Here is a 25096-nt window from a genome sequence, read left to right as displayed (position 1 = left end):
GGATCAGTTCCTCTCGCCCAGTTGATCGCTTTGCCCTTCGGGAATCGCTTCGTCCGCGGCGGATATCGGACGCATCGGCGTGCGTGGCTCGCCCGGCCCGCCAGCGCCCTGCTCGCGTCCTTCGCTGATCACCGGGCCCTTCTTGACCAGACGCAGCACGTAGAGCATGCCGACGCCGAATACCGCGAAATAGACGATGACGAACATCGCCAGCGTCAGCCCCAGCTGACCGGCGCCGTGACTGGACACCGCATCGGCGGTGCGCATCAGGCCGTAGATCACCCAGGGCTGCCGGCCGATCTCGGTGGTATACCAGCCGGCGAGAATCGCGATCAGCCCGGAAGGCCCCATCCACAGCACCAGGCGCAGGAACGGCCGCGAGCCGTACAGCCGGTCGCCGCGGCGCAGCAGCAGGCTCCAGATGCCGGTGAAGATCATCAGCAGGCCGAGCGCGACCATGGTGCGGAAGGTCCAGAAGACGATCGCCGAGTTCGGCCGATCCTCGGGCGGGAAATCCTTGAGCGCCGGGATCGGCTCGGTCAGGCTGTGCTTGAGGATCAGGCTGCCGAGGTAGGGAATCTCCACCTTGTAGCGGGTCACTTCCGCTTCCATGTCGGGCAGGCCGAACAGCAGCAGCGGCGTGGGCTCGCCCGAGGAATTGTCCCAGTGGCCTTCGATCGCGGCGATCTTCGCCGGTTGGTATTGGAGGGTGTTGAGCCCGTGGAAATCGCCGATCACCGCCTGCACCGGCGCCACCAGCAGGGCCATCCACATGGCCATCGACAGCATCTTGCGAATCGCCGGATTGTCCCGCCCATGCAACAGTTGCCAGGCCGCCGAGGCGCCGACGAAGAACGCCGTGGCGAGAAACGCGGCCACCGCCATGTGCGCCAGCCGATACGGGAAGGACGGATTGAAGATGACCGCCAGCCAGTCTACCGGCACCACGATCCCATCGATGATCTCGTGGCCCTGCGGGGTGTGCATCCAACTGTTGGAAGCGAGGATCCAGAAGGTCGAGATCAGCGTGCCCACCGCCACCATGACCGTGGAGAAGAAGTGCAGCGCCGGGCCGACGCGATTCCAGCCGAACAGCATTACGCCGAGGAAGCCCGCCTCGAGGAAGAAGGCAGTCAGCACCTCGTAGGTGAGCAGCGGTCCCGTGATGCTGCCGGCGAAATCGGAATAGGCGCTCCAGTTCGTGCCGAACTGGTAGGCCATGACGATTCCGGAGACCACCCCCATGCCGAAGTTGACCGCGAAAATCTTCAGCCAGAAATGATAGAGGTCGCGGTACACCTCCTGCCGGGTCTTCAGCCACAGGCCTTCGAGCACGGCAAGATAGCTGGCCAGACCGATGGTGATCGCCGGGAAGATGATGTGAAACGAGATGGTGAAGGCGAACTGGATCCGCGCAAGCGCCAGTGCTTCCAATCCGAACATGGGCAACTCCTCGTCAGGTGATCGCTCGCCCGGCACCCCGGGCCAGTGATACGGGTAATGACAGCAGAAGATGCCAAGGGTGCGCTCGTTTCCGCGAGCCACATCGTCGCATGCCCTTCGGTCGGTGGCCGCGTCCGCCGCCGAGCGCGGGTCTATGCTAACCAGCATCGTCAGACGAGGAGCCGCCGATGCACACCCGCTCCACCTTCATCCCGCCGTACATCCTCGACCGCATCGTCGACCGCGGCTCCGCCTACCAGCGCGGCTGCGCCCGGATTACCCTCGATCACCTGCACAGCCTGCTGCCCAATCCCGGTCCACCGCACCCCACCGCCATCGCCGAGCTTGGCGAGCAGCGCACGCCGGGGCACCCGCAACGGCGCATCCACGACGCCGAGCAGCGCATGCAGCTGCCTGGCCGGCAGCGGCGCCGCGAAGGCCAGCCGGCCACGGGCGATCCGGCCGTCGACGAGGCCTACGACGCCCTCGGTGCGACCTACGACTTGTTCTGGCAGGTGTTCCAGCGCGATTCGATCGACGACCTGGGCATGCCGCTGATCGGCACCGTGCACTACGGCCAGGGCTACGAGAACGCCTTCTGGAACGGCGAGCAGATGGTCTTCGGCGATGGCGACGGCGAGCTGTTCCAGCGCTTCACCCGATCGCTGGACGTGGTCGCCCACGAGCTGGTTCACGGGCTGATCGAGAGCGAGGCCGGGCTGGTCTACTTCAACCAGTCGGGGGCGCTGAACGAATCCGTTTCGGACGTCTTCGGCGTGCTGACCAAGCAGCACAGCCTCGGCCAGACGGCCGCGGAGGCGGACTGGCTGGTCGGCGCGGAACTGCTCACCGACAAGGTCCAGGGCGTGGCCCTGCGCTCGATGGCCCATCCCGGCACGGCCTATGACGACCCGCTGCTCGGCCGCGACCCACAGCCTGCGCATATGCGCGACTTCATCGAAACCCGCGAGGACAACGGCGGCGTGCACCTGAACTCGGGCATCCCCAACCGGGCGTTCTACCTTGCCGCCACCGCGCTGGGCGGCTATGCCTGGGAACAGGCCGGGCGCATCTGGTACGACACGATCTGCGACCCGCGGCTGGCCAACGACGCCGACTTCGCCACGTTCGCCGGGCTGACCCTGACCCACGCGGCACGCATGTTCGGCGCGCCATCACAACAGGTCGAAGCGCTGAACCAGGCCTGGGCCGGCGTCGGGGTCGAGCCGCGTTGAGGAGGATTCATGACGATACCCGAACTGGGCCCCGAGACTTCGCTACGCCTATCCCGCCAGGGCGGTTTCGCCGCGGTGCCGGGCCTGGCACGGCCCCGGCAGATCGAGTTCGCCCGCTGCGACGCCGCGCAGCGCCGCGGCATCTGCGCGGTGCTAGAGCGCTGCCTGCCGGTCGCCAGCAAGAGCGTCGGCGCGGGCGACCAACGCTTCTACCAGGTCGAACTGCACTACCGCCGCGAGGATGCCGACGCCGAGATGATCCTGCAGATACCCGAGGAGCGTGCCCCACGGGAACTGGTGCAGCTCTGGCAGGACGGCGCCATTGCCAGCGACGCGCCCTGAGGTGACGAACGGCGCTACAGGCGGATCACTCCGCCGACCGCGAGCAACGCGCTGATCTGCGCCTCGGGCAACGGCCGCGAAAGCAGGAAGCCCTGGAACTCGTCGCAGCCCTGGCGGCAGAGGAATTCGAATTGCGCCTGGTTCTCCACACCCTCGGCGATCACCGTCTTGTGCAGGCTCTTGCCCAGCGAGATGGCGGCGCGGGCGATCATCGCCACCTCGTCCTCGTGCTCGAGCCCGGTGACCAGCGAGCGGTCGATCTTGATGATGTCCAGCGGGAACCGTCGCAGATAGCTGAGCGATGAATAACCCGTTCCGAAATCGTCCATGGCCAGGCGAAAGCCCAGCGCCTTGAACTCGGCGAGGATCGCAACGGCACGCGTGCCATCGCCGAGAAACACCGTTTCGGTGATCTCCAGTTCCACCAGCGTCGGCGACAATCCGACTTCGTCCAGCAGCGTGGTGATCCGCTCGACGATATCGTCGCCGAGAAACAGCAGCGGCGAGAGGTTCACCGCGACCAGCAGCGGCGTATCGCGCCCCTCGTTCCACTTGCGCGCATCGCTGAAGGCACGGCGCAGGATGGCCAGCGTCAGCGGCATGATCAGCCCGCTTTCCTCCGCGATCGGGATGAAGCGGTCCGGGCCGACCACGCCCAGCTCGGCATGCGTCCAGCGCGCCAGCGCCTCGACCCCGACGATGCGGCACGACGCATCGACCTTGGGCTGGTAGTGCACGGTGAATTCGTCGCCCTCCAGGGCAACGCGCATGGCCGCCTCCAGGTTGAGGCGCTCGTCGGCGATCCGGTTGAGGTCATGGGTGAAGAACTGGAAATTGTTGCGGCCACGCTTCTTGGCCGCATACATCGCAATATCGGCGTGCTTGAGCAGGCTCTGCGCATCCTCGCCGTCATCGGGAAACATCGCCACACCCAGGCTTGCGCCGACCTGGAATTCGCGGCCGGCGAGCGTCACGGGTCGACGAATCTCGTTCAGGATCCGTTCCAGCAACGAAATCACCGTGCTGATGCGGTAATGATCGTTGAGCACCAGGACGAACTCGTCGCCCCCGACTCGCGCCACCGTATCGGAACTGCGCAGGCTGCCGGCGAGACGCCTGGCGATGCTCTTCAACAGCTCGTCGCCGGCGACATGCCCGAGGCCGTCGTTGATGAACTTGAAATTGTCCAGATCGATGAACACCAGGGGCAGGTAGTAGCCCAACCGAGCGGCGCGGGCCAGCCCCTGTTCGATGCGGTCGTTGAGCAGGATGCGGTTGGGCAGGCCGGTCATCAGGTCGTGGTTGGCCTGCCGCTCGAGCTGCTGCTGGTAATGCTTGCGCTCGGAGATGTCCTGCACGGTGCCTTCGTAGCAGATGAACTCACCGTTCGCTCCGCGCACGACATGGGCATTCTCGGAAATCCAGATGCGCGTGCCGTCGCGCCGGTAGACCTCGGATTCGAAGTTGAGCACTTCGCCCTGCTGCTCCATCAGTTGGCAGAAGGCTTCGCGGCGCCCGCCCTCGACGTACAGGCGCCGCTCGATGTCGGCCAGGTCGGCGACCAGCGCGGTTGCGGTGTCATACCCATAGATTCGTGCCAAGGCCGGGTTGGCGGCCAGGTAGCGGCCGTCGCGGGTCGATTGGAAAATCCCTTCGCTGGCGTTCTCGAAGATGCTGCGATAGCGCAGCTCGGCCTGTTCCAGGGCTTCGAGCACCGCCTTCTGCGCCGTGATGTCCTCGATGAACCCTTCGATGACGGTCTCGCCCTGCTCGTCCGGCACCGCGACGCCACGTTCCATCACCCATTTGAAGTAGCCGGCCGCCGTGCATATCCGGTACTGCATGGTGAAGCGCCCCGGCCCATCGATGGCCGTTTCGACGCTGCGTCTCACCCGCGCCCGATCGTCCGGGTGGATGATCTGCTCCCAGGAAACCGTCGTGTCGTTGACCAGCTCGGCGGCACGGTAGCCGCACAAGCCCAGGCAGCCCTGGCTGACGAAGATCATCGTCCAGTGCCCGTCGTTGAGGCAGCGATAGGCCATGCCTTCGAGATTGTTCACCAGCGTGTCGAGAACGCGGGAGCGGTCCAGGACCTCGCTGGTCAGCAGGCTGCCGCGGCGGGTGATTCTGGAAGGGTTTTTCTGGGTCATCGGTGAGCAGGCAACAGGAAAATGGACCCCGCCGCCGCACCGGGGCGGAGCGGATGAGTTTCGATTCGTGGCGATCGTCCGTTTCAAGCCTGGCACGGCAGGACGATCGGTACAGGCAGAGCAAGAACTGCTCCAGCCGGCAATAGCGGCCTGTTTTGGGTCGTTTCCGAGGCCCAGAAGGGTTACCGCGCCCCATAGCAATGCACACACATCACTTGCGCCCCAGCATGATGCAGCTCGTCGGACAAGCACAGGAAATCGATAGAATCCGCCCGATACGGCGCAGAGCCGTGAGCACTATGGCAGTGCCCGCTGATCGAAGCAAAGCGGATCACTCACTAACGGCCGTGGTTTCCTCGCGGGGCTTGCTGCATCGTTGGCAACAGACGGGGACTCCACCCCGAACCGAAGCCTTTTCGTTTGATGCGCGAGCGCAACGGGGCCATCAATCGGTCCGACCGATGGGAAAGAACGCGCCGCCACTCCAGACGCCCAGCCAACTGCGACCGTCGATCTGCCGCGACACAGCCAGATCCACCAGTTGATAGAACAGGTTGCGGTGGATCAGCGCCTCGAGGTTGGCGCGCACATGCACGTAGGGCGCCGGCTCCTGGGTCCGTGGATCGAGCTCGACACGTAGCGGGTGTTCCCGCCCCGCCTCGACCTCGTCCTCGACATTGGTGACGAAACGCAGCAACTGATCCTCGCCCTGCCCGCTCACCTCCAGGCGAATCGCCACGAAGGGTGCGTCCTCGACCCGTATGCCAACCTTTTCCACCGGCGTGACCAGAAAATAGGCGTCGCCATCGCGGCGGATCACCGTGGAAAACAGCCGGACCATGGCCGGCCGGCCGATCGGCGTGCCTTGGTAGTACCAGGTACCGTCACGCGCGATGCGCATGTCCAGATCGCCGCAGAACGGGGGATTCCACAAATGCACCGGTGGCAGCCCCTTTTTCCCGCCGCCAGGGATCTGTGCCAGCAGATCACCGGCCTTGCCTGTATCGCTCATGCTTTTCTCCTCCGTCGGGCCAGCGACCGAGCGCTCAGCGTGGCGGCTGAAACGCCCATGCCCCTGACAGATGACCACGCAATCCCGCCGGCATCCCGCTCAGCGTGAGAGACCGAGCAGCCGCCGCGCGTACTCCTGCAGCGGCGGCCCCAGCAATTCCTCCGGCCTGGCGTCGTACAGGCTGATCAGCCCGCCGCGGCTGCGGATACGGGCAGTATCGACCAGATAGCGCGTCGACGTTTCCACCAGCATGAGCTGCACCACGCCACTGTCGACACCGAGGCGATCCAGCGCGCGCTGGTCGTTGAACTCGTCGAAACTGCCGATACGGTCGTCCGCCGCGGCGAAACGCGTATAGAGCAGGTAATGGGCACCGACAGCCCACGCTTGCTCCATCGCCTCCTCCAGGCCCGCCGGCTCACGCGCGCGACGGACCATGGGGAAGTATTCGACGAACCCATTGAAGGCCTCCTCCGCGACCACGTTCGGGCGCGGGTAGACGTCGCCCGGCGGTACGAAGTGCCCCTGGGCTATATAGATGAAGGAATCGGCTTGCAGACGCCAGGAACTGGAGCGCCGCGTATCGCTGTGATCGAGAATGCCCGCGTCACGCAGGTGATACCGGGTGCCCTCGGCCATGTCGCTGATCTTCATGCAGCCGGTCAGCAGCAACGCCGTCAGCAACCACGGCGCACCGTACAGAAATCGCATCTCCTACCTCCCAGGCCGGTGACGGAAAACCGGCGAACAGCCGGGCAATGCAGCATCCACGCCATTTCATTATTGCCGGCACAACCCGGGCCGTGGCGTTGCCGGGATTATCCACGAACACCGGCGTTGCAAAACTCTTGCGGCACGGCCAGCCCCTGAAAACCCAGTCAGGTCGTCGTGTCCATCCGACGAATCAACCGCAGACCGCTGTGGCGCATCCCGGAAACGGGTGACAAGGCCGATTGGCAGGGCTGGGGTTTCGAGCTCATGGACATGGACCGCAAGCGGGTCGACAAGGTGCTGGCCACCCCGCAAGCGAGCCGCTGATCCCGCCGATTCGATGCCAGCCGGGCAGGTGTCAGTCGCGCTTGCGCTTGTTGCCCATGCGCACGCCGATGTCCATCAGGAACTGGAAGAAGCCCTCCTGATCCTCCAGCACGTTGCTCCAGAACGGCGAGTGATACAGCGCCACGGCGCCATGCACCAGCGCCCAGGCCGCGCAGTAGTGGAAATAGGGCGGCACGTCCTCCAGCTTGCCTTCGGCGATGCGCCCTTTGATCAGTTGGGTGAGGTGCTCGAAGTTCGAGGTGCGGATCTTGTGCAACTGCTCGACCATCTCCGGCACCTGGTTGCCCTTGACCACCTTCTCCTCGAGGCGGTCGAACAGCCGGTAGCGCTGCGGATCGCGCATGCGAAACTCGAAATAGGCCCGTGACAGGGCTTCCTTGTCGCGATCCACGTCCGGCGAGTGCAGCAGCTGGTTCAGATCGCGTTCGTAATCGAGCATCAGCCGCAGGTAGATCTCGGCCTTGGATTTGAAGTGCTTGTAGATCGTGCCTTTGCCGATGCCTACTGCATCGGCAATCATCTCGACGGTGACGCTGTCTTCACCCTGTTGGAGAAAGAGCTGCAACGCGGTATCGAGGATTTCCTGTTCGCGGCGGCGAAATTCGCGGACCTTACGAGGTTCATTCTGCATAAGAGGCTGCTTGGGTGAAAATCGAGGCAGACATTATGCCTAACCGGTCATGAAATGCACGGAACATCCGCCCATGATTCAAAACAATGACGAATTCCCCCAAATAGTCGGTTTGCGATACCTCAACCATGCGGCCGTCGCACCCTGGCCCCGCCGCGCAGCCAGGGCAGTCAGCGCCTTCGCCGAACAGAACGTCGGCATCGGCGCGCGCGATTATCCGCAATGGCTGACGGTGGAGCGCAGCCTGCGCCAGCGCCTCGCCCGCCTGCTCAACGCGCCGACCAGTGCGGACGTCGCGCTGGTGAAGAACACCTCGGAAGCGCTGTCCTTCGTCGCCTTCGGACTGGACTGGAAGAGCGGTGACCGCATCGTCATCAGCGACGAGGAGTTTCCTTCCAACCGTGTCGTCTGGGAGGCCCTGCGACCGCAGGGTGTGGAAGTCATCCAGGTCAGCCTCAAGGGCAGCGACCCGGAGGCCGACCTGCTGGCCGCCTGTGGCCCGCGGGTACGCTTGATGTCCATCAGCGCGGTGCAGTACGCCAGCGGCATGCGCCTCGATCTGCAGCGCCTGGGCGAAGGCTGCGAGCAACGCGGGGTACTGCTGTGCATCGACGCGATCCAGCAGTTGGGCGCCCTGCCCTTCGACGTTCAGTCGAACCGCTGCGCCTTCGCCATGGCCGACGGCCATAAATGGATGCTCGGCCCGGAAGGCCTCGGCGTCTTCTATTGCCGCGGCGATCTGCGTGATCGGTTGACACTGCACGAGTATGGCTGGCACATGCTGGAGCATGCCGGCGACTACGATCGCACCGATTGGGAACCGGCACGCAGCGCCAGGCGCTTCGAATGTGGCAGCCCCAATCTGCTGGGCACCATGGCTCTGGAGGCCAGCCTCTCGTTGCTGGAGGAAGTGGGCATGGAACAGGTCGCCAGCGCTCTGGCCGAGCGCATCGACTGGCTGCGCCAGGGGCTGGAGGGGCTGAACGGGATCGAGATGCTGTCGCCGGCCGAGCGAGAACGGCGTTCCGGCATCCTCACCTTTCGTCTCGCCGGCTGGGACAACGCCGCGCTGTTCGAGCGCCTCAAGGCGGAACAGGTGGTCTGTGCGTTGCGTGGCGGCGGTATCCGTTTCTCCCCGCATTTTTACACCGAGGAGCGGGTAATCGACGAAACCCTCGCACAACTTCGTGCCATCGCTGGCCACTGAAGGCAATCAGTCGGGGCCGGATGTATTCCAAATGCGTTTAAAAAGGCCGGAAATCGGCCTGCAAAGCCAGTCATCCGGACTAATACTTGAGTAACTGGCTAGGCAACCCCCCACTGCCCAGCCAGATGAAACCGCGAGGATTGCGGTTTCATACTCCTAATGGTCTTGGCCCGGCTTCCTTGGAAACCGGGTTTTTTTACGCCAAGGACCAGGCAGGTCGGGTTGAGCCTGCGAAGCCCAACACGCGAGGCACCAGGCGACGCATTCGTGAAATACGGGCTTCGGCGCATGGGAGACCTGCCCTGGCTCCGCGTGGTATTGGGCTTCGCCGCTGCGCGGCTCAACCCAATCTACGTGACACCTGGGCGCGTCATGTCGGTTCCGATGCTCGCGGGTCGGCTCAAAAAAACCTGCTATGCCGTACGCGCTACCAGCCGCGCCTGGCGCAGGCGGAAGCAAAGCCAGAGGAATCCGATCCAGACCGGAATGGCGAATACCGACAGGCGAATGCCCGGAATCCACAGCATGATGACCAGAATGCCGGTCACGAAAGCCAGGCACAGGTAATTGCTCAGGGGAAACCAGAACGCCTTGAAACTCGGCTCCACGCCCTGGCGCTGCATCGCCTTGCGGAATTTCAGATGAGCCAGGCTGATCATCGCCCAGTTGATCACCAGCGCCGCCACCACCAGCGACATCAGCAGTTCCAGTGCATTGCGCGGCAGCAGGTAGTTCACCACCACGCACAGCAACGTCACCAGCGCCGACACGCCGATGGCCAGCACCGGCACGCCACGACGGTTCACCTTCATCAGCCCACGCGGCGCATCGCCCTGCTCGGCCAGGCCGTAGAGCATGCGGCTGTTGCAATACACGCCGCTGTTGTACACCGACAGCGCCGCCGTGAGGACGACGAAGTTGAGCAGGTGCGCCGCCGCATCGCTACCGATCAGCGAGAATATCTGCACGAAGGGGCTGCCGCTGTAGGGGTCGCCGGCCGAGCCAAGGGTCTGCAACAGCGCATCCCAGGGATAGAGCGCCAGCAGCACGGTCAACGCGCCGATATAGAAGATCAGGATGCGGTAGACCACCTGGTTGATTGCCTTGGGGATCACCGTCTTCGGCTCGGCCGCTTCCGCCGCCGTGATGCCGACCAGCTCCAGGCCGCCGAACGAGAACATGATGATCGCCAGCGCCATCACCATCCCGCTGAAGCCGTTGGGGAAGAAGCCGCCATGGCTCCACAGGTTGCTGATGCTCGCCTGCTCGCCGCCGTAGCCGCTGAACAGCAGGAACAGGCCCAGCAGGATCATGCCGACGATGGCGACGACCTTGATGATGGCGAACCAGAACTCGGTTTCACCGAACGCCTTCACGTTGCTGAGGTTGATCAGGTTGATGAGCACGAAGAATGCCGCCGCCGTGGCCCAGGTGGGAATCTCCGGCCACCAGAACTGCACGTACTTGCCCACCGCCGTCAGCTCGGCCATGCCCACCAGCACGTACAGGACCCAGTAGTTCCAGCCTGAAAGGAAGCCCGCGTAGCTGCCCCAGTACTTGTGCGCGAAGTGGCTGAAGGAGCCGGCGACCGGCTCCTCGACGATCATCTCGCCCAGTTGGCGCATGATCAGGAAGGCGATGAAGCCGCCGATGGCGTAGCCGAGAATCATCGAAGGCCCGGCGCTTCTCAATACTCCCGCCGAGCCCAGGAACAATCCGGTACCGATGGCACCCCCCAGGGCGATCAACTGGATATGGCGGTTCTTCAGGCCGCGCTGGAGCGGGCCGGTGTGCAGCGTGTCGCGGGTCATTACGTCACCTTGCAGGTCTCTGCGACGGAGGTAAGGCCACGCGCCGAAACACGTGGAATGGACAACGATCGGTGAAGGGCCGGGGCAGCGGGCGGGTCAGCCGGCCACCCTCGCCAACGGAAACAGTCGCTTGAAATTGGCGGTCGTCTGCTCGGCCAGCTCCTCGAGGGCAACGCCGCGCAGAGCGGCGAGGAACTCGGCCACTTCACGCACGTACTGCGGAAGGTTCGCCTTGCCGCGGTACGGAATGGGCGCCAGGTAGGGCGAGTCGGTCTCGACCAGCAGGCGGTCGGCCGGAACCTGTCGGGCGACCTCGCGCAGCGCCTCGGCATTGCGGAAGGTCACGATGCCGGAGAGGGAGATGTAGAAGCCAAGATCGAGGGCGGCCTTGGCCATGTCCCAGTCTTCGGTGAAGCAATGCAGCACGCCCGCCTGCGGCAAGGCCGCCGCGCGCAGCAGTGCCAGCGTATCGCTGCGCGCCGCGCGGGTATGGACGACCACCGGCTTGGCCGTCAGCCGGGCCGCCTCCAGATGCAGGCGAAAGGATTGCTGTTGCAGCGATGCCGCTTCGGGTTCGTAATGGTAATCCAGCCCGGTTTCGCCGATGGCCACGGCATGCGGATGCTGCAGCTCGGCCAGCAGCCAATCCAGCGCCGGCTGGCTGCCTGGGTCCAGGTCCAGCGGGTGCACGCCGATCGAACAATCGACGTCGGCATAGCGCTCGGCCAATGCCTTGACCGCGGCGGCGTTGTCGGCGCTGACGCCGATGCAGAGAAAGTGCCCCACCCCACGCGCCCGCGCGGCGTCGAGCGCCGCGTCGAGCGAGCCGCCATGGGCCGTCAGGTCGAGTCGGTCAAGGTGACAGTGGGAATCTACCAGCATGGAGGGAGCTACTTGCCATCGCGAAAAGGAGCGATTGTAGAGCAAAAGGCGGGAAAGCTGATAATCGCGACGGCCCGCAACGAGCCGTGGGTTTACATCGTGTGGGTCGGCCGGTCCGACTTCAGCGCACCGGCAAGATAGGTCTCGATCTTGTTGCGCGCGGTGTTGTCGCCTTCGTTGAACTGCACGCCAATGCCGGCGGCGCGACTGCCCTGGGCGCCCTTGGGAGTGATCCAGACCACCTTGCCGGCGACCGGAATCTTTTCCGGCTCGTCCATCAGGTTGAGCAGCATGAACACTTCATCGCCCAGCTTGTAGCTCTTGTTGGTCGGAATGAACAACCCGCCGTGCTTGATGAACGGCATGAACGCGGCGTAGAGCACCGATTTGTCCTTGATGGTCAGGGACAGGATACCGTTACGCGGACCGAGGTTTGCTGGCAGGCTCATGCGGGTTCCTAACAGGCAGCTGAAAAACGTAGGCGAGGCAGGCAAGACAAGGCAAAAACAGCCGAAAAGCGGAGTTTACGCACTGTAAATGAGCATTTGAGGCTGTTTAACGCAGCATTGCCAACGCAGGCAGCTTTTCAACGACCTGCTAATGAACATTCCGCTCGATTCTAGCCTTTGCCAGGCAGGCTTGCCCACTGCACCAGTAACGCTTCGAGAAGCAAGACACGGTTGAGGTTGGCCTTGCCCAGGACTTTCTGCCGGTGTTCGAGCAGCCAGTCCTGCATGCCCAGGACCTTTTGTCGCGGCGCCTTCTGCGCCAGGTACTGCACCACCTTCTGCATATCCGCGGCACCGAGCGCCGCTTCGTCGGAGGTCATCTGGTAGCGCAGGATCAGGTGCGCCCACTCGCAGAACCAATCGAACAGCAGGATCAGCGGAAGGGCGTTCCAGCCCTCGGCCAGTTGACTGGCCGACTGTTGCTGCTTGTGCAGCTTCTTCACGCCATCGACCACCAGCGCGCGCAGTTCCAGCACCTTCTGCTCGTGCAGCTTCAGCGCAGCCAGTGGCGAGCCCGCGGCCAGGGCCAGCAATTGCTCGCGCAGCACTTGATCGAGTTCCGGCAGTTGTCCGGCGAGCCAGTCGAGACTCTGCTGGCGCCCCGGCAGCGGGCAGGCCTGCTGCACGCAGCGGCTCTTGATGGTCGGCAGCAGACGGCTGGGCTGGTGGCTGATGAGCAGCAGCACGGTGTCGCCGGAGGGCTCTTCGAGGCTTTTCAGCAGCGCGTTGGCGGCATTCAGGTTCATCGCCTCGGCCGGCTCCAGCAGCACCACCTTGCGCCCGCCCAACTGAGCGGTCTGGGTGACGAAGCCGACCAGATCGCGCACTTGGTCGACCCGGATCGCCTTGTCCGCTTCCTCGGGCTCGAGCACGTAGTGATCCGGATGCGTATGCGCCGCCAGCAGCTGACACGCCTTGCACTGCCCGCAGGCAGCGTTGCCCGACGGCCGCTGGCACAGCAGCAGCGCCATCAGTTGCTCGGCCAGCAGACGCTTGCCGATCCCGCCGGGGCCGTGCAGCAGATAGGCATGGGCATGCTGCTGGCGGCCTGCCAGTTGTTGCCAGAGAGCGGCCTGCCAGGGAAGGACGTCAGCCATGCAGGCGCTCCAGTAGCTCGGGAACCAGCGCCTCGACATCCCGCTGCACGGCTTTCAGCGGCTGGCCGGCATCGAGGATGCGATAGCGCGACGGCGCAAGCCGGGCGCGTTCCAGATAGGCGCGACGGACGGACTCGAAGAAGCGCATGCCCTCCTGCTCGAACCGATCCAGCCTGCCCCGCGCCGCAGCGCGGGCCAGCCCCACCTCCACCGGCAGGTCGAAGATCAGCGTCAGATCAGGGCGCAGATCGCCCTGCACGAAGGTTTCCAGTTGTGCGATCCGTTCCGGCGAAAGCCCGCGGCCACCGCCCTGGTAGGCATAGGTGGCATCGGTGAAACGATCGCAGAGCACCACCGCGCCGCGTGCCAGCGCCGGCCGTATGACCTGTGCCAAGTGTTGCGCGCGTGCGGCGAACACCAGCAGCAGCTCGGTATCGGCGGCCATCGGTTCGTCGGCCGGGGTCAGCAGCAGTTCGCGAATGCGCTCGGCCAGTGGCGTCCCGCCCGGCTCGCGCGTCAGCACCACGTCCAGACCGCAGGCACGCAGACGCTCGGCGAGATATTCACGGTTGGTGCTCTTGCCCGCGCCTTCGGGTCCTTCCAGGGTGATGAAGAGTCCGTTCATTGGCCATTCTCGCTGGTTGCCGGCGCTTGCCGCGGCGGTGGGCTGGAGCGGTAATCGGCGCGGCGCTTGAGCTGGTACTGGCGCACCGCACGATTGTGCTCGTCGAGGGTGTTGCTGAATACGTGACTGCCATCGCCACGGGCGACGAAGTAGAGGCTCTTGCCTTCCAGCGGATGCAGCGCCGCATGGATCGCCTCGCGCCCGACCATGGCGATCGGCGTCGGCGGCAGCCCGGCGGTGGTGTAGGTGTTGTACGGCGTCGGCGTGCGCAGGTCGTTGCGGGTGATGCGTCCGCGATAGGCCTCGCCCATCCCGTAGATCACGGTCGGATCGGTCTGCAGCAGCATGCCCCGCGCGAGCCGGCGCACGAAGACCCCGGCGATCTCGCCGCGTTCGCTGGGCACGCCGGTTTCCTTTTCGATAATCGAGGCCATGATCAGCGCCTGGTAGGCATCCTTGTACGGCAAGCCCTCTGCGCGTTGCTGCCACTCCTCGTCGAGCACCTGCTCCAGCCGCGCGAAGGCCCGCTTGAGCAGGTCGAGGTCACTGGTCCCACGGGTGAAACGGTAGGTATCGGGGAAGAAACGCCCTTCGGGATGCAGCTCGGGATGCCCGAGGCGCGCCATCACCTCGCGGTCGGAGAGCCCCGGCAAGGTCTGCTGCAGCTTGGGCTGGTTCTCCAGGGCGACGCGCAGCTGGCGGAAATTCCAGCCCTCGACCAGCGTCAGGCCGTACTGTTCGACTTCGCCGCGCTGCCACAGGCCGATCATGTCGCGCACCGTCATGCCCGGCTCCAGCCGGTATTCGCCGCTGTGCAGGTTCTGCCCGGACAGGTTCAGCCGCCAGTGGATGCGCAGCCAGAACGAATCCTTCAGGAGGCCTTGCGCCTCCATGCGCTGGAATACGCCGCTGGGCGTATCGCCCGGGCGGACATCGAGCAGTTGCGTCTCGGCCACAGCCAACGGCTGCTCCAGCGCGGCATACTGCTTCCAGGCGAACAGCCCGAGGGCGATGGCTGCCAGCAGCACGATCGCCAGCAGCAGGATAAACAGTCTACGAATCACGAATCACTCAACAGGTCGGCAACGACGGATTGCAGTTTACGGGTCAGCGGCCCCACCGGCCAGGCATGCTCGGCCAGGCCGATCACGGGCCAGATGCCATACAGGCTGTTGCAGACGAACACTTCATCGGCCTGCAGCAACTGGTCGTAGGCGATATCGCATTCGACCAGCGGGATCGCCAGCCGCGAGGCCTGGGCGATGATCTCCGCGCGCATGATCCCTGCCACGCCGCAGCGCTGCAGCGATGCCGTGCGCAGCTGGCCATCGACGACCAGAAACAGGTTGCTGAACACGCCTTCGATCACCCGGCCGGACGTGTCGCGCATCAGCCCCTCGGCATAGCCCGGATCCTGCCATTCGGCCCGCGCCAGAACCTGCTCGAGGCGATTGAGATGCTTGATACCGGCGAGCAGGGGCTGCTCGGCCAGGCGTGTCGCACAGGGAAAAAGCCGCACACCGGATTCGGCATGCTGCGACGGATAAGCGGGCAGAGCCGAGCCGAGCAGCAACCGCCGCGGTTGGCAGGGTTGCGGCGGCGCATAGCCGCGCTGGCCGGCTCCCCGGGTCAGGATCAGCTTGGCAACGCCCCGCCCCAACTCCCGGCAAAAGTGCACGAGTTCTTCGCGCAGCCCCGCCAGATCGACGGGAATGGCGAGACGCCGGCAGCCTTCGCCCACACGCTGCAAATGACGTTCGAGCAGGCACGCTCGCCCGTCCACGACGCGGATCGTCTCGAACAGGCCATCGCCATAGGCCAGACCACGGTCATGCACGGACAGCCCGTCGCAGGGCCGCCCGTCCAGCCAGCTCGATATCACTCGGCGAACCGGCGGAACACCAGCGAGCCGTTGGTGCCGCCAAAGCCGAACGAGTTGGAAACCGCGACGTCGATTGGCCTCGGCTTGGCCTGGTGCGGCACGAAGTCGAGATCGCAGCCCTCGTCCGGCTCGTCCAGGTTGATGGTCGGCGGCGCCACCTGGTCACGAATCGCCAGCACGCTGAAGATCGCCTCGACCGCGCCGGCAGCCCCGAGCAGGTGACCGACCATCGACTTGGTCGAACTCACCGACAGCTCATAGGCCTGATCGCCGAACACATTACGGATCGCCGCGGCCTCGGCCTTGTCGCCCGCCGGCGTGGAAGTGCCATGCGCATTGATGTACTGCACCTGGTCGACATTCAGCTGGGCATCCTTCAGCGCATTGCGGATGCACCGCGCCGCACCCGCCCCGTCATCCGGCGGCGAGGTCATATGGAACGCATCGGCGCTCATACCGAAACCGATCAGCTCGGCATAGATGTGCGCACCGCGTGCCTTGGCATGCTCCAGTTCCTCGAGCACCAGCGCGCCGGCGCCGTCGGACAGCACGAAACCATCACGTCCCTTGTCCCAGGGACGGCTGGCCCCGGCCGGGTCGTCGTTGCGCGTGGAGAGTGCCCGCGCCGCTGCGAAGCCGCCGATCCCGAGACCGCTGGCGGCCATTTCGGAACCGCCGGCGATCATGACGTCGGCCTCGCCATAGGCGATGTTGCGCGCAGCCATGCCGATGCAGTGCGTACCGGTGGTACAGGCGGTGGCGATGGCATAGTTGGGCCCCTGCAATCCCAGATGGATGGACAGGAAGCCGGACACCATGTTGATGATCGAACCCGGCACGAAGAACGGCGAAATACGCCGCGGGCCCTGCTCGATCAGCGCCTTGCAGCTGCTCTCGATATTGGTCAGCCCGCCGATACCGGAGCCCATGGCCACCCCGACGCGCTCACGGTTGGCATCGGTGATCTCCAGGCCGGAATCGCGCATCGCCTGGAAGCTGGCGGCGAGGCCGTACTGAATGAACAGGTCGAGCTTGCGCGCCTCTTTTGCAGGCAGATACTGCTCGACCTCGAAGCCCTTGATCGACCCGCCAAAACGAGTGGAATAGGCCGAAAGGTCCATGTGCTCGATCAGGCCGATACCACTGCGGCCGGCCAGAATGCCTTGCCAGCTGCTCGGCACATCGTTACCCAGTGGCGATAGCATGCCCATCCCGGTGACCACGACGCGTCTACGCGACACAGCAATTACTCCTATACCTAAACGTACTTGGCTCGATTCCTATCGACCGGCTCTTGCCGAGACAGGAACAGTCCTCGGTCCAGCTGCAGGGGCAGCTACGCGACCGGGGGATGATTCCTTCTCAAAGAAAAGCCGCACTACCCGTGCAAGGCAGTGCGGCTTTTCCAGGTTCCGAAGCGGATTACAACTTACTGCGCGTGCGCGTTGATGTAATCGATGGCTTCCTGAACGGTGGTGATCTTCTCGGCTTGCTCGTCCGGGATTTCGGTCTCGAACTCCTCTTCCAGAGCCATTACCAGCTCAACGGTGTCAAGAGAGTCGGCACCCAGGTCTTCGACGAAGGAAGCGCTGTTGGTTACTTCCTCTTCTTTAACGCCAAGTTGCTCGGCAACGATTTTCTTGACGCGTTCTTCGATGGTGCTCATACCTTGTTTTCACTCCTATGGAAAAATCAGGCAGCTGGTGTGCGCGGTAGTGTATAGAAAGCGTTTTCCGCATTTCAAGTTGAAAGCAGGCAAGCATGAAGCCACCTCCAACCATCTGTCTATAAACCGGCTGCGGTTTTATAGCTATTTTCAAGACAGCCCTTATGACTGCCTTCCTGTGCCTGGCGTCACATTCAGCTCATGTACATGCCGCCATTCACCGGAACCGTGGCCCCGGTGACATAGGCTGCACCGTCCGAAGCGAGAAACGCGACGACCTTGGCAATTTCTTCGGCCTGACCGAGACGCCCCAGGGGAATCTGCCCCAGGAGCGCATCACGCTGGGCTTCCGGCAACTCGCGAGTCATGTCGGTGTCGATGAAACCCGGCGCCACAGAGTTCACCGTGATGCCACGCGAACCGACCTCACGAGCCAATGCACGGCTGAAACCCTCCAGACCGGCCTTGGCTGCGGCGTAGTTTACCTGCCCGGCGTTACCCATGGCACCAACCACCGACCCGATGTTGATGATTCGCCCCCAACGGGCCTTGGTCATGCCGCGCAGCACCGCCTTGGACAGGCGATACAGGCTGTTGAGATTGGTGTTGATGACGTCGAACCACTCGTCGTCTTTCATCCGCAGCATCAGATTGTCGCGGGTGATACCGGCATTGTTGACCAGGATGGCCGGCTGCCCGAGATGCTGCTGAATATGTTCCAAGGTGCTGCTGACCGACTCGTCGTTACCCACGTCGAGTACCAGGCCAGCGCCTTCGATGCCATTGTTTTTCAACGTCTCGGCGATACGCTCGGCACCTGACGGCGTGGTCGCCGTGCCGATTACGATCGCACCCTGACGGCCCAGCTCAAGGGCGATGGCCTGACCGATGCCGCGGCTCGCGCCGGTTACCAGCGCCACCTTGCCTTGCAGATTCATAGCGTTCTCCTTGTTCAAGCCAGCGCGGCGCGAGTCGCCGCGAAAGCTTCGGGGGTATCGAGATTGTAGGTGCTGACGCCCTTGACGCAGCGCTTGTTGAGCCCCGACAGAACCTTGCCGGGACCGCATTCGACCAGACCGGTGACTCCGCGCTCGCCCAGGGCGACCATGGATTCGACCCAGCGTACCGGACTGTAGAGCTGCGCCAGCAGGTCGCGCTTGAGGGCATCCAGGTCCGCGACCACCGCCGCACTGACGTTCTGCACCAGCGGAATTTGCGGGGCCTGCCAGGCAATGGCCTCCACCGACGCGGCAAAGCGCTGCGCAGCCGGGCGCATCAGCTCGCAGTGAGAGGGCACACTCACCGGCAAGGCCATGGCACGCTTGGCGCCCCTGGCCTTGCACGCCTCGATCGCACGCTCGACGGCCGCCGCGCTGCCGGCGATCACCACCTGGCCTGGCGCATTGAAATTGACCGCACTGACCACCTCGCCCTGCGCGGATTCGGCGCAGGCCGCCAGCACATCGGCATCTTCCAGACCGAGAATGGCCGCCATACCGCCCTGCCCGGCCGGCACCGCCTGCTGCATCAGCTGGCCGCGCAATTCGACCAGCTTGACCGCGTCGGCGAACGGCAGACTGCCAGCGGCCACCAGGGCCGAGTATTCACCGAGACTGTGACCGGCGACGAACGCGGGCTGCGCGCCACCTTCGGCCGACCACAGGCGCCACAGCGCGATGGAAGCAGCCAGAATCGCCGGCTGGGTCTTGTCGGTCTGGTTCAGTTGCTCTTCGGGACCCTGCTGGGTCAGCGCCCAGAGGTCATAGCCCAGCGCCGAGGAAGCCTCGGCGAACGTGTCGAGAATCACGCTCTGCTGGGCGCCATGCTCGGCAAGCATGCCGAGGGACTGCGAACCCTGACCGGGAAAGACGAAAGCGAATGATGCGGACATGAAACGGCTCTCTTGTGGTTCTGTTCGTCTTGAAGAATACGCCCGCGAGCAGGCGCAGCGAATTTCAGTTGGATGGCGGGCCATCCCCGGCAGTCACATCATCCGCGACCCCGGATAGCCGACCATCCGCCAGGAAGCGCTCCAGCCTGCCGTGAAGCTGCCCGGGAAGGTCGTGCTCGACATCCTGGGCGGCGCGCCGGATCGCCGACTTGAAACCATCCGCTCCGGCACTGCCATGACTCTTGACCACGATGCCCTGAAGCCCGAGAAAGCTCGCGCCGTTGTACTGGGCCGGATTGAGATCGGCGCGCAACCGGCGCAGGAGCGGCAGCGCCATGGCGCCCACGAGCCGCGCGCCCAGCGAGCGCCTGAACAGCGCCTCGACCCGCGCCACCAGCATCTCGGCCAGGCCCTCGCTGGATTTGAGCAGCACATTGCCGACGAAGCCGTCGCACACGACGACATCGGCCTCGCCACGATAGAGCCCGTCACCCTCGATGAAGCCCTGGTAATTGAGGTCGCCGGCCTGCTGCAGGAGGCTCGCCGCCAGTTTCACCTGCTGATTGCCCTTGATCTCTTCCGTGCCGACGTTCAGCAGCGCGACCCGCGGCCGCTCCACGCCCAGGGACTCGACTGCCACCGCGCCCATCACCGCGAACTGATAGAGCTGTCCCGCCGTGCAGTCGACATTCGCGCCCAGATCCAGCAGCAGGCAGGGCTTGCCCCGGGTGGGAAGGGCCGTGGCCATGGCCGGCCGATCGATCCCCGGCAGGGTTTTCAGCACTTGCCGCGCCAGCGCCATGAGCGCCCCCGTATTGCCGGCGCTGACACAGGCGTGCGCATGACCGTCGCGCACCAGCTCGAGCGCAACGCGCATGGAGGAGCGCGGCTTGCCGCGCAAGGCCTGGGTCGGGCGCTCGTCCATGCCGATCGCTTCAGGCGCATCGACGATACGCAGGCGCGAGCGATCCAGCCGCGAATGCTGGGCGGCGAGCTGTTCGAGCAGGGAGGATTGGCCGACGAGGACCAGATGCAGCGAGGTGTTTTCAGCCAGACAGGAAAGGCTGGCCGGAACAATGCAGTGGGGACCGAAGTCCCCACCCATTGCATCGATCGCGATGACCGGAGCGGACAAGGATTACTCGTCGGCGCCCTTGTCGATCACCTTGCGACCACGGTAGAAACCGTCCGGGGAAACGTGGTGACGCAGGTGAACTTCACCGGTGCTCTTTTCCACGGACAGAGCGCTCGCCTCGAGGGCGTCGTGGGAACGACGCATGTCGCGGGCGGAACGGGATTTTTTGTTCTGCTGAACAGCCATTTGGATCAACTCCTAAACGTTTGGGTCACGCTTTAACTGCGCCAGTACGCTGAACGGGTTGGACCGCGTTACCTCGTCCTCACTCGGCTCAGGCTCATCTGGCCCAACCGGCGGCTGGCAAATTTCAGGGTCATGGAGTGGAACAATCGGCAGAGCGAGCAACAGCTCGTCCTCGACCAGCGCCAGCAGATCCAGAGGATCCTCTCCCACTTCCAGCACGTCGTACCCCTTGGGCAGGTGCTGGCTGCTCGCCCCTTCATTCACAACCGCGTAATCGCATTCGCTGTGAATCGGCAGAACAACCGGCTCCAGACAACGCTGGCAAATCATCTTGACTTCAACATCGAGCCGACTGTGGATGACCACAGCGCGCTGCTCGTCGCGCCCGAATGCAAAATGGGCGCGCACCACACCCTGATCATCCTCGAGGGGATCAGCGAGCCGCTCGAGCTGTGACAGCTGCAGCTCACCCTCGAGGGTGGCCGCCCGGTCAGCGAGCTTGCGCGGATCAACGTGCGGAGGTATCGGTCCTTTCAACATAAGCGCGGCATTTTAGGGACGCGCCCGCGACCTGTCAAAGGAATTCCGCCCCACTTCATCGCCGAACGCATACAATTTCGCCCCTATATAAAAGGAGGAAACATGCGCCGCCTGCTTCTCGCATCCAGCTCACCCTACCGCCAGGAACTGCTTTCTCGCCTGCACCTGCCGTTCGACAGCTGCGCACCCCGAATCGACGAAACCCCGCGCCCCGGAGAAGACGCCGAACGGCTGGTGCGCCGGCTTGCCGAGAGCAAGGCCCGGGCGCTGGCCGAACGATACCCGGACCACCTGATCATCGGCTCCGATCAGGCCGCAGTGCTCGGCGACAGCATCCTCGGCAAGCCGCACACCTTCGAGCGCGCGAAGCAGCAACTGCAGGCCGCCAGCGGCACCCGCGTGAGATTTCTCACCGGACTGGCCTTGCTGGACAGCGGTAGTGGCCGCATCCAGGTGGGCTGCGTCCCTTTCACCGTGCATTTTCGCGAACTGGACGACAACCGCATCGAGCGCTACCTGACGATCGAGCAGCCCTACGATTGCGCCGGCAGCTTCAAGGCCGAGGGCCTGGGCATCAGCCTGTTCCGCGCCACCGAGGGCGAGGACGTCACCAGCCTGGTGGGCCTGCCGCTGATCCGCCTGGTGGACATGCTGCTGAACGAAGGCATCGAGATACCCTGATCGATCACCAGGCCGCGGCCATTAGCGCAGCGCCGGCCCCTGCAGCCCGGACCAGAGCGCCAGGCGCTCGGCGACGCCGGCCCCCAACTTCTTGGTAAAGCGATCGAGCGGCGATTCCTTCACGGTGAAATCGACGATTTCCGGCTCGCCGATCACCTCACGGGCAACATGCGCGGTACCACCCAGGCCATCGATCAGCCCCAGTTCCAGCGCCTGCTCGCCCGACCAGACCAGCCCCGAGAACAGCTCCGGATGCTCGGCATCCTGCAGCCGGTCGCCGCGCCCGCGCTTGACGCTGTCGATGAACTGCCGGTGCGTGGTGGCCAGCACACTGCGCCAGAATTCGGTTTCCTCGGGCTTCTCCGGCTGGAACGGATCGAGGAACGCCTTGTGTTCGCCGGCGGTATATACCCGACGCTCGACACCGAGCTTCTCCATGGTATCGACGAAACCGAAGGTAGCCGCCGTTACGCCGATGGAGCCCACCAGGCTGGATTTGTCCGCATAGATTTCATCCGCCGCACTGGCGATATAGTAGGCACCCGAGGCGCCGAGATCGGTGATCACCGCATAGACCTTGATCGCCGGGTACTCGCCACGCAGCCGCCGAATCTCATCGTAGATATAGCCGGACTGGACCGGACTGCCGCCAGGGCTGTTGATCCGCAGGACGATGCCCCTGGTATTGGCGTCCTCGAACGCCGCCCGCAGGGCGCCCACCACGTTATCGGCGCTGGCCGACTCCTCGTCGGCGATCATCCCGCGCACGTTGATCACCGCGGTATGGCTTTCCGAAGCCGCCTTGCCCTTGCCCAACTGCAGCGCCGGGGAAAACAGCGCCAGCGCGCCGAACAGGTAGATGAAGGTCAGCAGCTTGAAGAAGATCCCCCAGCGCCTCGCGCGCCGCTGCTCCTGGACACCGGCGAGCAGGGTCTTCTCCAGCAGTTTCCAGCTGTTGCGGTCCGCCTTGTCGTCATCCACCGGCGCCTTCCATTCATCCGACATATGCATTCACCTCAGAACCAGCCGCGGAGCGCAACCAGGTGCCGAGCTCCGCAAAACGATTGATCGCCATCCGTGGACGGCACTGCTGCAGGACGTCCAGCGACTGCGCACCATAAGCGACGGCCACGCTATCCACTCCCGCACGCTGAGCCATCTGCAGATCGAACACCGAATCACCGACCATCAGGGCCTGCTCCGGACGCTTGCCGCAGTAGGCGAGAATCTCATGGAGCATCAGCGGGTCCGGCTTGCTCGCGGTCTCGTCCGCACAGCGGGTGATATCGAAGAAATCCTCCCAGCCCTGCCCCATCAACACGCGATCCAGGCCGCGCCGCCCTTTCCCGGTGGCCACCGCCAGCAGATAGCCCGCGTCGCGAAACGCCTGCAATGCCTGCGCAACCCCCGGATACAGCGCCGACGGCTGCGCCTCCAGCGCCAGGTAGTGCTCGCTGTAGCGCTGGCGAAACACCTCTACCTGCGCGACATCGGACACCTCGGGATAGAGCACGGCGATGGCTTCGGGCAACGCCAGGCCGATAATGCCCTTGATCGCCGCATCATCGCGCTGCGGCAGATCGCAACTGCGCGCAGCGACACGAATCGACTCGACGATACGCCCGATGGAGTCGACCAGCGTGCCATCCCAGTCGAAGATCAGGACCTCGTATCTATTCACCCAACCGCTCCAGCGTCCGCGCCCAGACTTCATCGACCGGCGCCTCCAGCGACAGTTCGCCGCCATCGGGCAGCGGCACCTTCAAGGCATAGGCATGCAGGAACAGGCGCTTGCCGCCGAGCTCGCGAATCTCGCGGGTGAATTCTTCATCGCCGTACTTGCTGTCGCCGGCGATGCTGTGACCGGCATGCCGCGCATGCACCCGGATCTGATGGGTACGCCCGGTCACCGGCTTCGCTTCGACCAGGGTGGCGAAGTCGCCGAAACGCCGCAACACACGAAACAGCGTCAGCGCCTCCTTGCCTTCCTCGGTCACTTCGACCATGCGCTCGCCCGAACGCAGCGTGTTCTTCAGCAGCGGCGCGTTGACCTGCTTCTTCGACGTCTCCCAGCGGCCACGCACCAACGCCATATAGCGTTTGTCCACACCGTCGCCACGCAAGGCCTGATGCAGATGGCGCAGCATGCTGCGCTTCTTGGCGATCATCAGCAGACCGGAGGTGTCGCGATCCAGGCGATGGACCAGTTCAAGCTCCTTGGCATCCGGGCGCAACTGCCGCAACGCCTCGATGACCCCGTAGCTGAGTCCGCTGCCGCCATGCACCGCGATGCCGGCCGGCTTGTTCAACACGATGAGCGCCTTGTCCTCGTGGACGATGGCCTTTTCCAGCCGCTCGAGCAGCCCTTGCGCCAGCGGCTCCGGCTCGTCACGCTCGGCCAGGCGCAGCGGCGGAACACGCACCAGGTCGCCCGCCTGCAGCTTGTATTCAGGCTTGATCCGCCCCTTGTTCACCCGCACCTCGCCTTTGCGCAGGATGCGGTAGATCAGCGTCTTGGGAACGCCTCTGAGCTGGGTACGGAGGAAGTTGTCGATGCGCTGGCCTGCAAGTTCCGGCGCCACCTCGAGTATTTGCACACCAGAGGTCTGGGAGGGGGTATTGGTCATCGCGGCATCATACCAATTTTCATGGAATTGAAGCACTTAAACATTGCTGTTATAGTCGCGAACGCCGCCCAAAGCGGCCAGGTCCAGGGCTGCCAGCGAGATCGCCATCCCTGACCGGCTAAAATGTTCGAGGACGTGAGGCCGTCCGACGGAGCTTCCCTCAAGTAGCGGTGAAGTTGCGAAACAAGCCTTGAAGACATGATGCGTGCCCCCGCTGGGGAATCGCGATAATCGACAACCCGCTCCCCGGATTCTGCGAGCGGCACCCGATTTTCAAAGTATGCGTGTTGGGTGGAGATGCACAGAGCATCGGATTGCGTAGCAAAGGCTTTCACAGACGCTTCATTCCGTCCGCTACCGATGCCTGATTCCTCCTCCCGAACCATTGCTGCTGTTCCGACAGCAAGCAGGAGACGTCGTCGCGACGCCGGCCCATCTGGCCGCACATCGCTGGACACTGGAGTGCCTTACAACCATTCCTGACT

At 64.2% G+C, this 25096-nt stretch carries 27 protein-coding genes; 5 read left to right on the top strand and 22 right to left on the bottom strand.

The features are described 5' to 3' along the window. Nucleotides 1–3: 3 nt before the first annotated feature. Entirely contained in the window at nucleotides 4–1443 is a 1440-nt protein-coding gene (locus IN820_RS10210) for a cytochrome ubiquinol oxidase subunit I (RefSeq protein ID WP_193680872.1), read from the bottom strand. A 188-nt stretch (nucleotides 1444–1631) separates the two neighbouring features. Here IN820_RS10210 and IN820_RS10205 point away from each other — a divergent pair, with 188 nt between their 5' ends. Together IN820_RS10205 and IN820_RS10200 are read left to right on the top strand one after the other, a co-directional pair. Continuing rightward, nucleotides 1632–2678: a M4 family metallopeptidase gene (locus IN820_RS10205; protein ID WP_193680871.1), complete on the top strand. Its 1047-nt coding sequence runs from the start codon at nucleotides 1632–1634 to the stop codon at nucleotides 2676–2678. A 9-nt stretch (nucleotides 2679–2687) separates the two neighbouring features. Continuing rightward, nucleotides 2688–3020, top strand: a complete 333-nt coding sequence (locus tag IN820_RS10200) for a protealysin inhibitor emfourin (protein WP_193680870.1) — start codon at nucleotides 2688–2690, stop codon at nucleotides 3018–3020. Between the two features lie 14 nt (nucleotides 3021–3034). Here IN820_RS10200 and IN820_RS10195 read toward each other — a convergent pair whose 3' ends face one another. From IN820_RS10195 to IN820_RS10185, 3 genes are all read right to left on the bottom strand, one after another. Further along, nucleotides 3035–5170 carry a putative bifunctional diguanylate cyclase/phosphodiesterase gene (locus IN820_RS10195; RefSeq protein WP_193680869.1) on the bottom strand — a complete coding sequence of 712 codons (2136 nt, stop codon included), beginning with the start codon at nucleotides 5168–5170 and terminating at the stop codon, nucleotides 3035–3037. 445 nt (nucleotides 5171–5615) lie between these two features. After that, the gene (locus IN820_RS10190; protein ID WP_193680868.1) at nucleotides 5616–6182 is read right to left on the bottom strand and encodes a DUF1285 domain-containing protein; all 567 of its coding nucleotides are present in this window, start codon (nucleotides 6180–6182) and stop codon (nucleotides 5616–5618) included. Between the two features lie 99 nt (nucleotides 6183–6281). Further along, nucleotides 6282–6893 (bottom strand): DUF4823 domain-containing protein, encoded by a 612-nt coding sequence (locus IN820_RS10185; RefSeq protein ID WP_193680867.1) that lies wholly within the window; start codon nucleotides 6891–6893, stop codon nucleotides 6282–6284. Between the two features lie 177 nt (nucleotides 6894–7070). Between IN820_RS10185 and IN820_RS10180 the strand changes: the two genes are divergently transcribed. Further along, complete coding sequence (locus IN820_RS10180) at nucleotides 7071–7220, top strand: transporter associated domain-containing protein (protein ID WP_193680866.1); 150 nt, start codon at nucleotides 7071–7073, stop codon at nucleotides 7218–7220. A gap of 31 nt (nucleotides 7221–7251) precedes the next feature. On the opposite strand, the gene IN820_RS10175 is transcribed toward IN820_RS10180, so the two are convergent. Next, complete coding sequence (locus IN820_RS10175; RefSeq protein ID WP_193680865.1) at nucleotides 7252–7872, bottom strand: TetR/AcrR family transcriptional regulator; 621 nt, start codon at nucleotides 7870–7872, stop codon at nucleotides 7252–7254. Nucleotides 7873–7945: 73 nt separating this feature from the next. Here IN820_RS10175 and IN820_RS10170 point away from each other — a divergent pair, with 73 nt between their 5' ends. After that, on the top strand, nucleotides 7946–9079 hold the full coding sequence (locus IN820_RS10170) for an aminotransferase class V-fold PLP-dependent enzyme (RefSeq protein ID WP_193680864.1): 1134 nt from the start codon (nucleotides 7946–7948) through the stop codon (nucleotides 9077–9079). A 413-nt stretch (nucleotides 9080–9492) separates the two neighbouring features. Here the strand turns inward: IN820_RS10170 and IN820_RS10165 are convergent, their stop codons facing one another. The 14 genes from IN820_RS10165 to IN820_RS10100 all read right to left on the bottom strand — a co-directional run bounded on the left by IN820_RS10165 (nucleotide 9493) and on the right by IN820_RS10100 (nucleotide 21303). Then, entirely contained in the window at nucleotides 9493–10890 is a 1398-nt protein-coding gene (locus tag IN820_RS10165; RefSeq protein ID WP_193680863.1) for an amino acid permease, read from the bottom strand. Between the two features lie 96 nt (nucleotides 10891–10986). Beyond that, nucleotides 10987–11772, bottom strand: a complete 786-nt coding sequence (locus IN820_RS10160) for a TatD family hydrolase (protein WP_193680862.1) — start codon at nucleotides 11770–11772, stop codon at nucleotides 10987–10989. 92 nt (nucleotides 11773–11864) lie between these two features. Next, nucleotides 11865–12221 (bottom strand): PilZ domain-containing protein, encoded by a 357-nt coding sequence (locus IN820_RS10155; RefSeq protein ID WP_037043113.1) that lies wholly within the window; start codon nucleotides 12219–12221, stop codon nucleotides 11865–11867. A gap of 170 nt (nucleotides 12222–12391) precedes the next feature. Further along, nucleotides 12392–13378 (bottom strand): DNA polymerase III subunit delta', encoded by a 987-nt coding sequence (locus IN820_RS10150; RefSeq protein WP_193680861.1) that lies wholly within the window; start codon nucleotides 13376–13378, stop codon nucleotides 12392–12394. After that, complete coding sequence (tmk, locus tag IN820_RS10145) at nucleotides 13371–14003, bottom strand: dTMP kinase (RefSeq protein ID WP_193680860.1); 633 nt, start codon at nucleotides 14001–14003, stop codon at nucleotides 13371–13373. The genes IN820_RS10150 and tmk overlap by 8 nt, the downstream gene beginning before the upstream one ends. Further along, on the bottom strand, nucleotides 14000–15067 hold the full coding sequence (mltG, locus tag IN820_RS10140; protein WP_193680859.1) for an endolytic transglycosylase MltG: 1068 nt from the start codon (nucleotides 15065–15067) through the stop codon (nucleotides 14000–14002). Before mltG ends, tmk begins: the two co-directional genes overlap by 4 nt. Further along, nucleotides 15064–15882: an aminodeoxychorismate lyase gene (gene pabC, locus IN820_RS10135; RefSeq protein ID WP_408005234.1), complete on the bottom strand. Its 819-nt coding sequence runs from the start codon at nucleotides 15880–15882 to the stop codon at nucleotides 15064–15066. The genes mltG and pabC overlap by 4 nt, the downstream gene beginning before the upstream one ends. Next, nucleotides 15882–17126: a beta-ketoacyl-ACP synthase II gene (gene fabF, locus IN820_RS10130; protein WP_193680857.1), complete on the bottom strand. Its 1245-nt coding sequence runs from the start codon at nucleotides 17124–17126 to the stop codon at nucleotides 15882–15884. The genes pabC and fabF overlap by 1 nt, the downstream gene beginning before the upstream one ends. A gap of 188 nt (nucleotides 17127–17314) precedes the next feature. Continuing rightward, nucleotides 17315–17551, bottom strand: a complete 237-nt coding sequence (acpP, locus tag IN820_RS10125; protein ID WP_003283670.1) for an acyl carrier protein — start codon at nucleotides 17549–17551, stop codon at nucleotides 17315–17317. Nucleotides 17552–17745: 194 nt separating this feature from the next. Next, nucleotides 17746–18489 (bottom strand): 3-oxoacyl-ACP reductase FabG, encoded by a 744-nt coding sequence (gene fabG, locus IN820_RS10120; protein ID WP_193680856.1) that lies wholly within the window; start codon nucleotides 18487–18489, stop codon nucleotides 17746–17748. A gap of 14 nt (nucleotides 18490–18503) precedes the next feature. After that, nucleotides 18504–19442 (bottom strand): ACP S-malonyltransferase, encoded by a 939-nt coding sequence (gene fabD / locus IN820_RS10115; protein WP_193680855.1) that lies wholly within the window; start codon nucleotides 19440–19442, stop codon nucleotides 18504–18506. 64 nt (nucleotides 19443–19506) lie between these two features. Beyond that, on the bottom strand, nucleotides 19507–20577 hold the full coding sequence (gene plsX, locus IN820_RS10110; RefSeq protein WP_193680854.1) for a phosphate acyltransferase PlsX: 1071 nt from the start codon (nucleotides 20575–20577) through the stop codon (nucleotides 19507–19509). A gap of 3 nt (nucleotides 20578–20580) precedes the next feature. After that, nucleotides 20581–20763, bottom strand: a complete 183-nt coding sequence (gene rpmF / locus IN820_RS10105) for a 50S ribosomal protein L32 (protein ID WP_108105224.1) — start codon at nucleotides 20761–20763, stop codon at nucleotides 20581–20583. Nucleotides 20764–20775: 12 nt separating this feature from the next. Beyond that, nucleotides 20776–21303 (bottom strand): YceD family protein, encoded by a 528-nt coding sequence (locus IN820_RS10100; protein WP_193680853.1) that lies wholly within the window; start codon nucleotides 21301–21303, stop codon nucleotides 20776–20778. A gap of 102 nt (nucleotides 21304–21405) precedes the next feature. Here IN820_RS10100 and IN820_RS10095 point away from each other — a divergent pair, with 102 nt between their 5' ends. Further along, nucleotides 21406–21984 carry a Maf family protein gene (locus IN820_RS10095; protein WP_193680852.1) on the top strand — a complete coding sequence of 193 codons (579 nt, stop codon included), beginning with the start codon at nucleotides 21406–21408 and terminating at the stop codon, nucleotides 21982–21984. Between the two features lie 21 nt (nucleotides 21985–22005). On the opposite strand, the gene IN820_RS10090 is transcribed toward IN820_RS10095, so the two are convergent. The 3 genes from IN820_RS10090 to rluC are packed head-to-tail and all read right to left on the bottom strand — an operon-like array spanning nucleotide 22006 to nucleotide 24611. After that, nucleotides 22006–22989 carry a S49 family peptidase gene (locus IN820_RS10090; RefSeq protein ID WP_193680851.1) on the bottom strand — a complete coding sequence of 328 codons (984 nt, stop codon included), beginning with the start codon at nucleotides 22987–22989 and terminating at the stop codon, nucleotides 22006–22008. Further along, nucleotides 22979–23665, bottom strand: coding sequence for an HAD-IA family hydrolase (locus tag IN820_RS10085; RefSeq protein ID WP_193680850.1), 687 nt, complete (start codon nucleotides 23663–23665; stop codon nucleotides 22979–22981). The genes IN820_RS10090 and IN820_RS10085 overlap by 11 nt, the downstream gene beginning before the upstream one ends. Beyond that, complete coding sequence (gene rluC / locus IN820_RS10080) at nucleotides 23658–24611, bottom strand: 23S rRNA pseudouridine(955/2504/2580) synthase RluC (RefSeq protein ID WP_193680849.1); 954 nt, start codon at nucleotides 24609–24611, stop codon at nucleotides 23658–23660. Before rluC ends, IN820_RS10085 begins: the two co-directional genes overlap by 8 nt. Nucleotides 24612–25096 lie beyond the last annotated feature (485 nt).

Source organism: Pseudomonas lopnurensis (assembly GCF_015070855.1).
Classification (GTDB): domain Bacteria; phylum Pseudomonadota; class Gammaproteobacteria; order Pseudomonadales; family Pseudomonadaceae; genus Stutzerimonas; species Stutzerimonas lopnurensis.
This window is presented reverse-complemented; position numbering and strand designations above follow the sequence as displayed.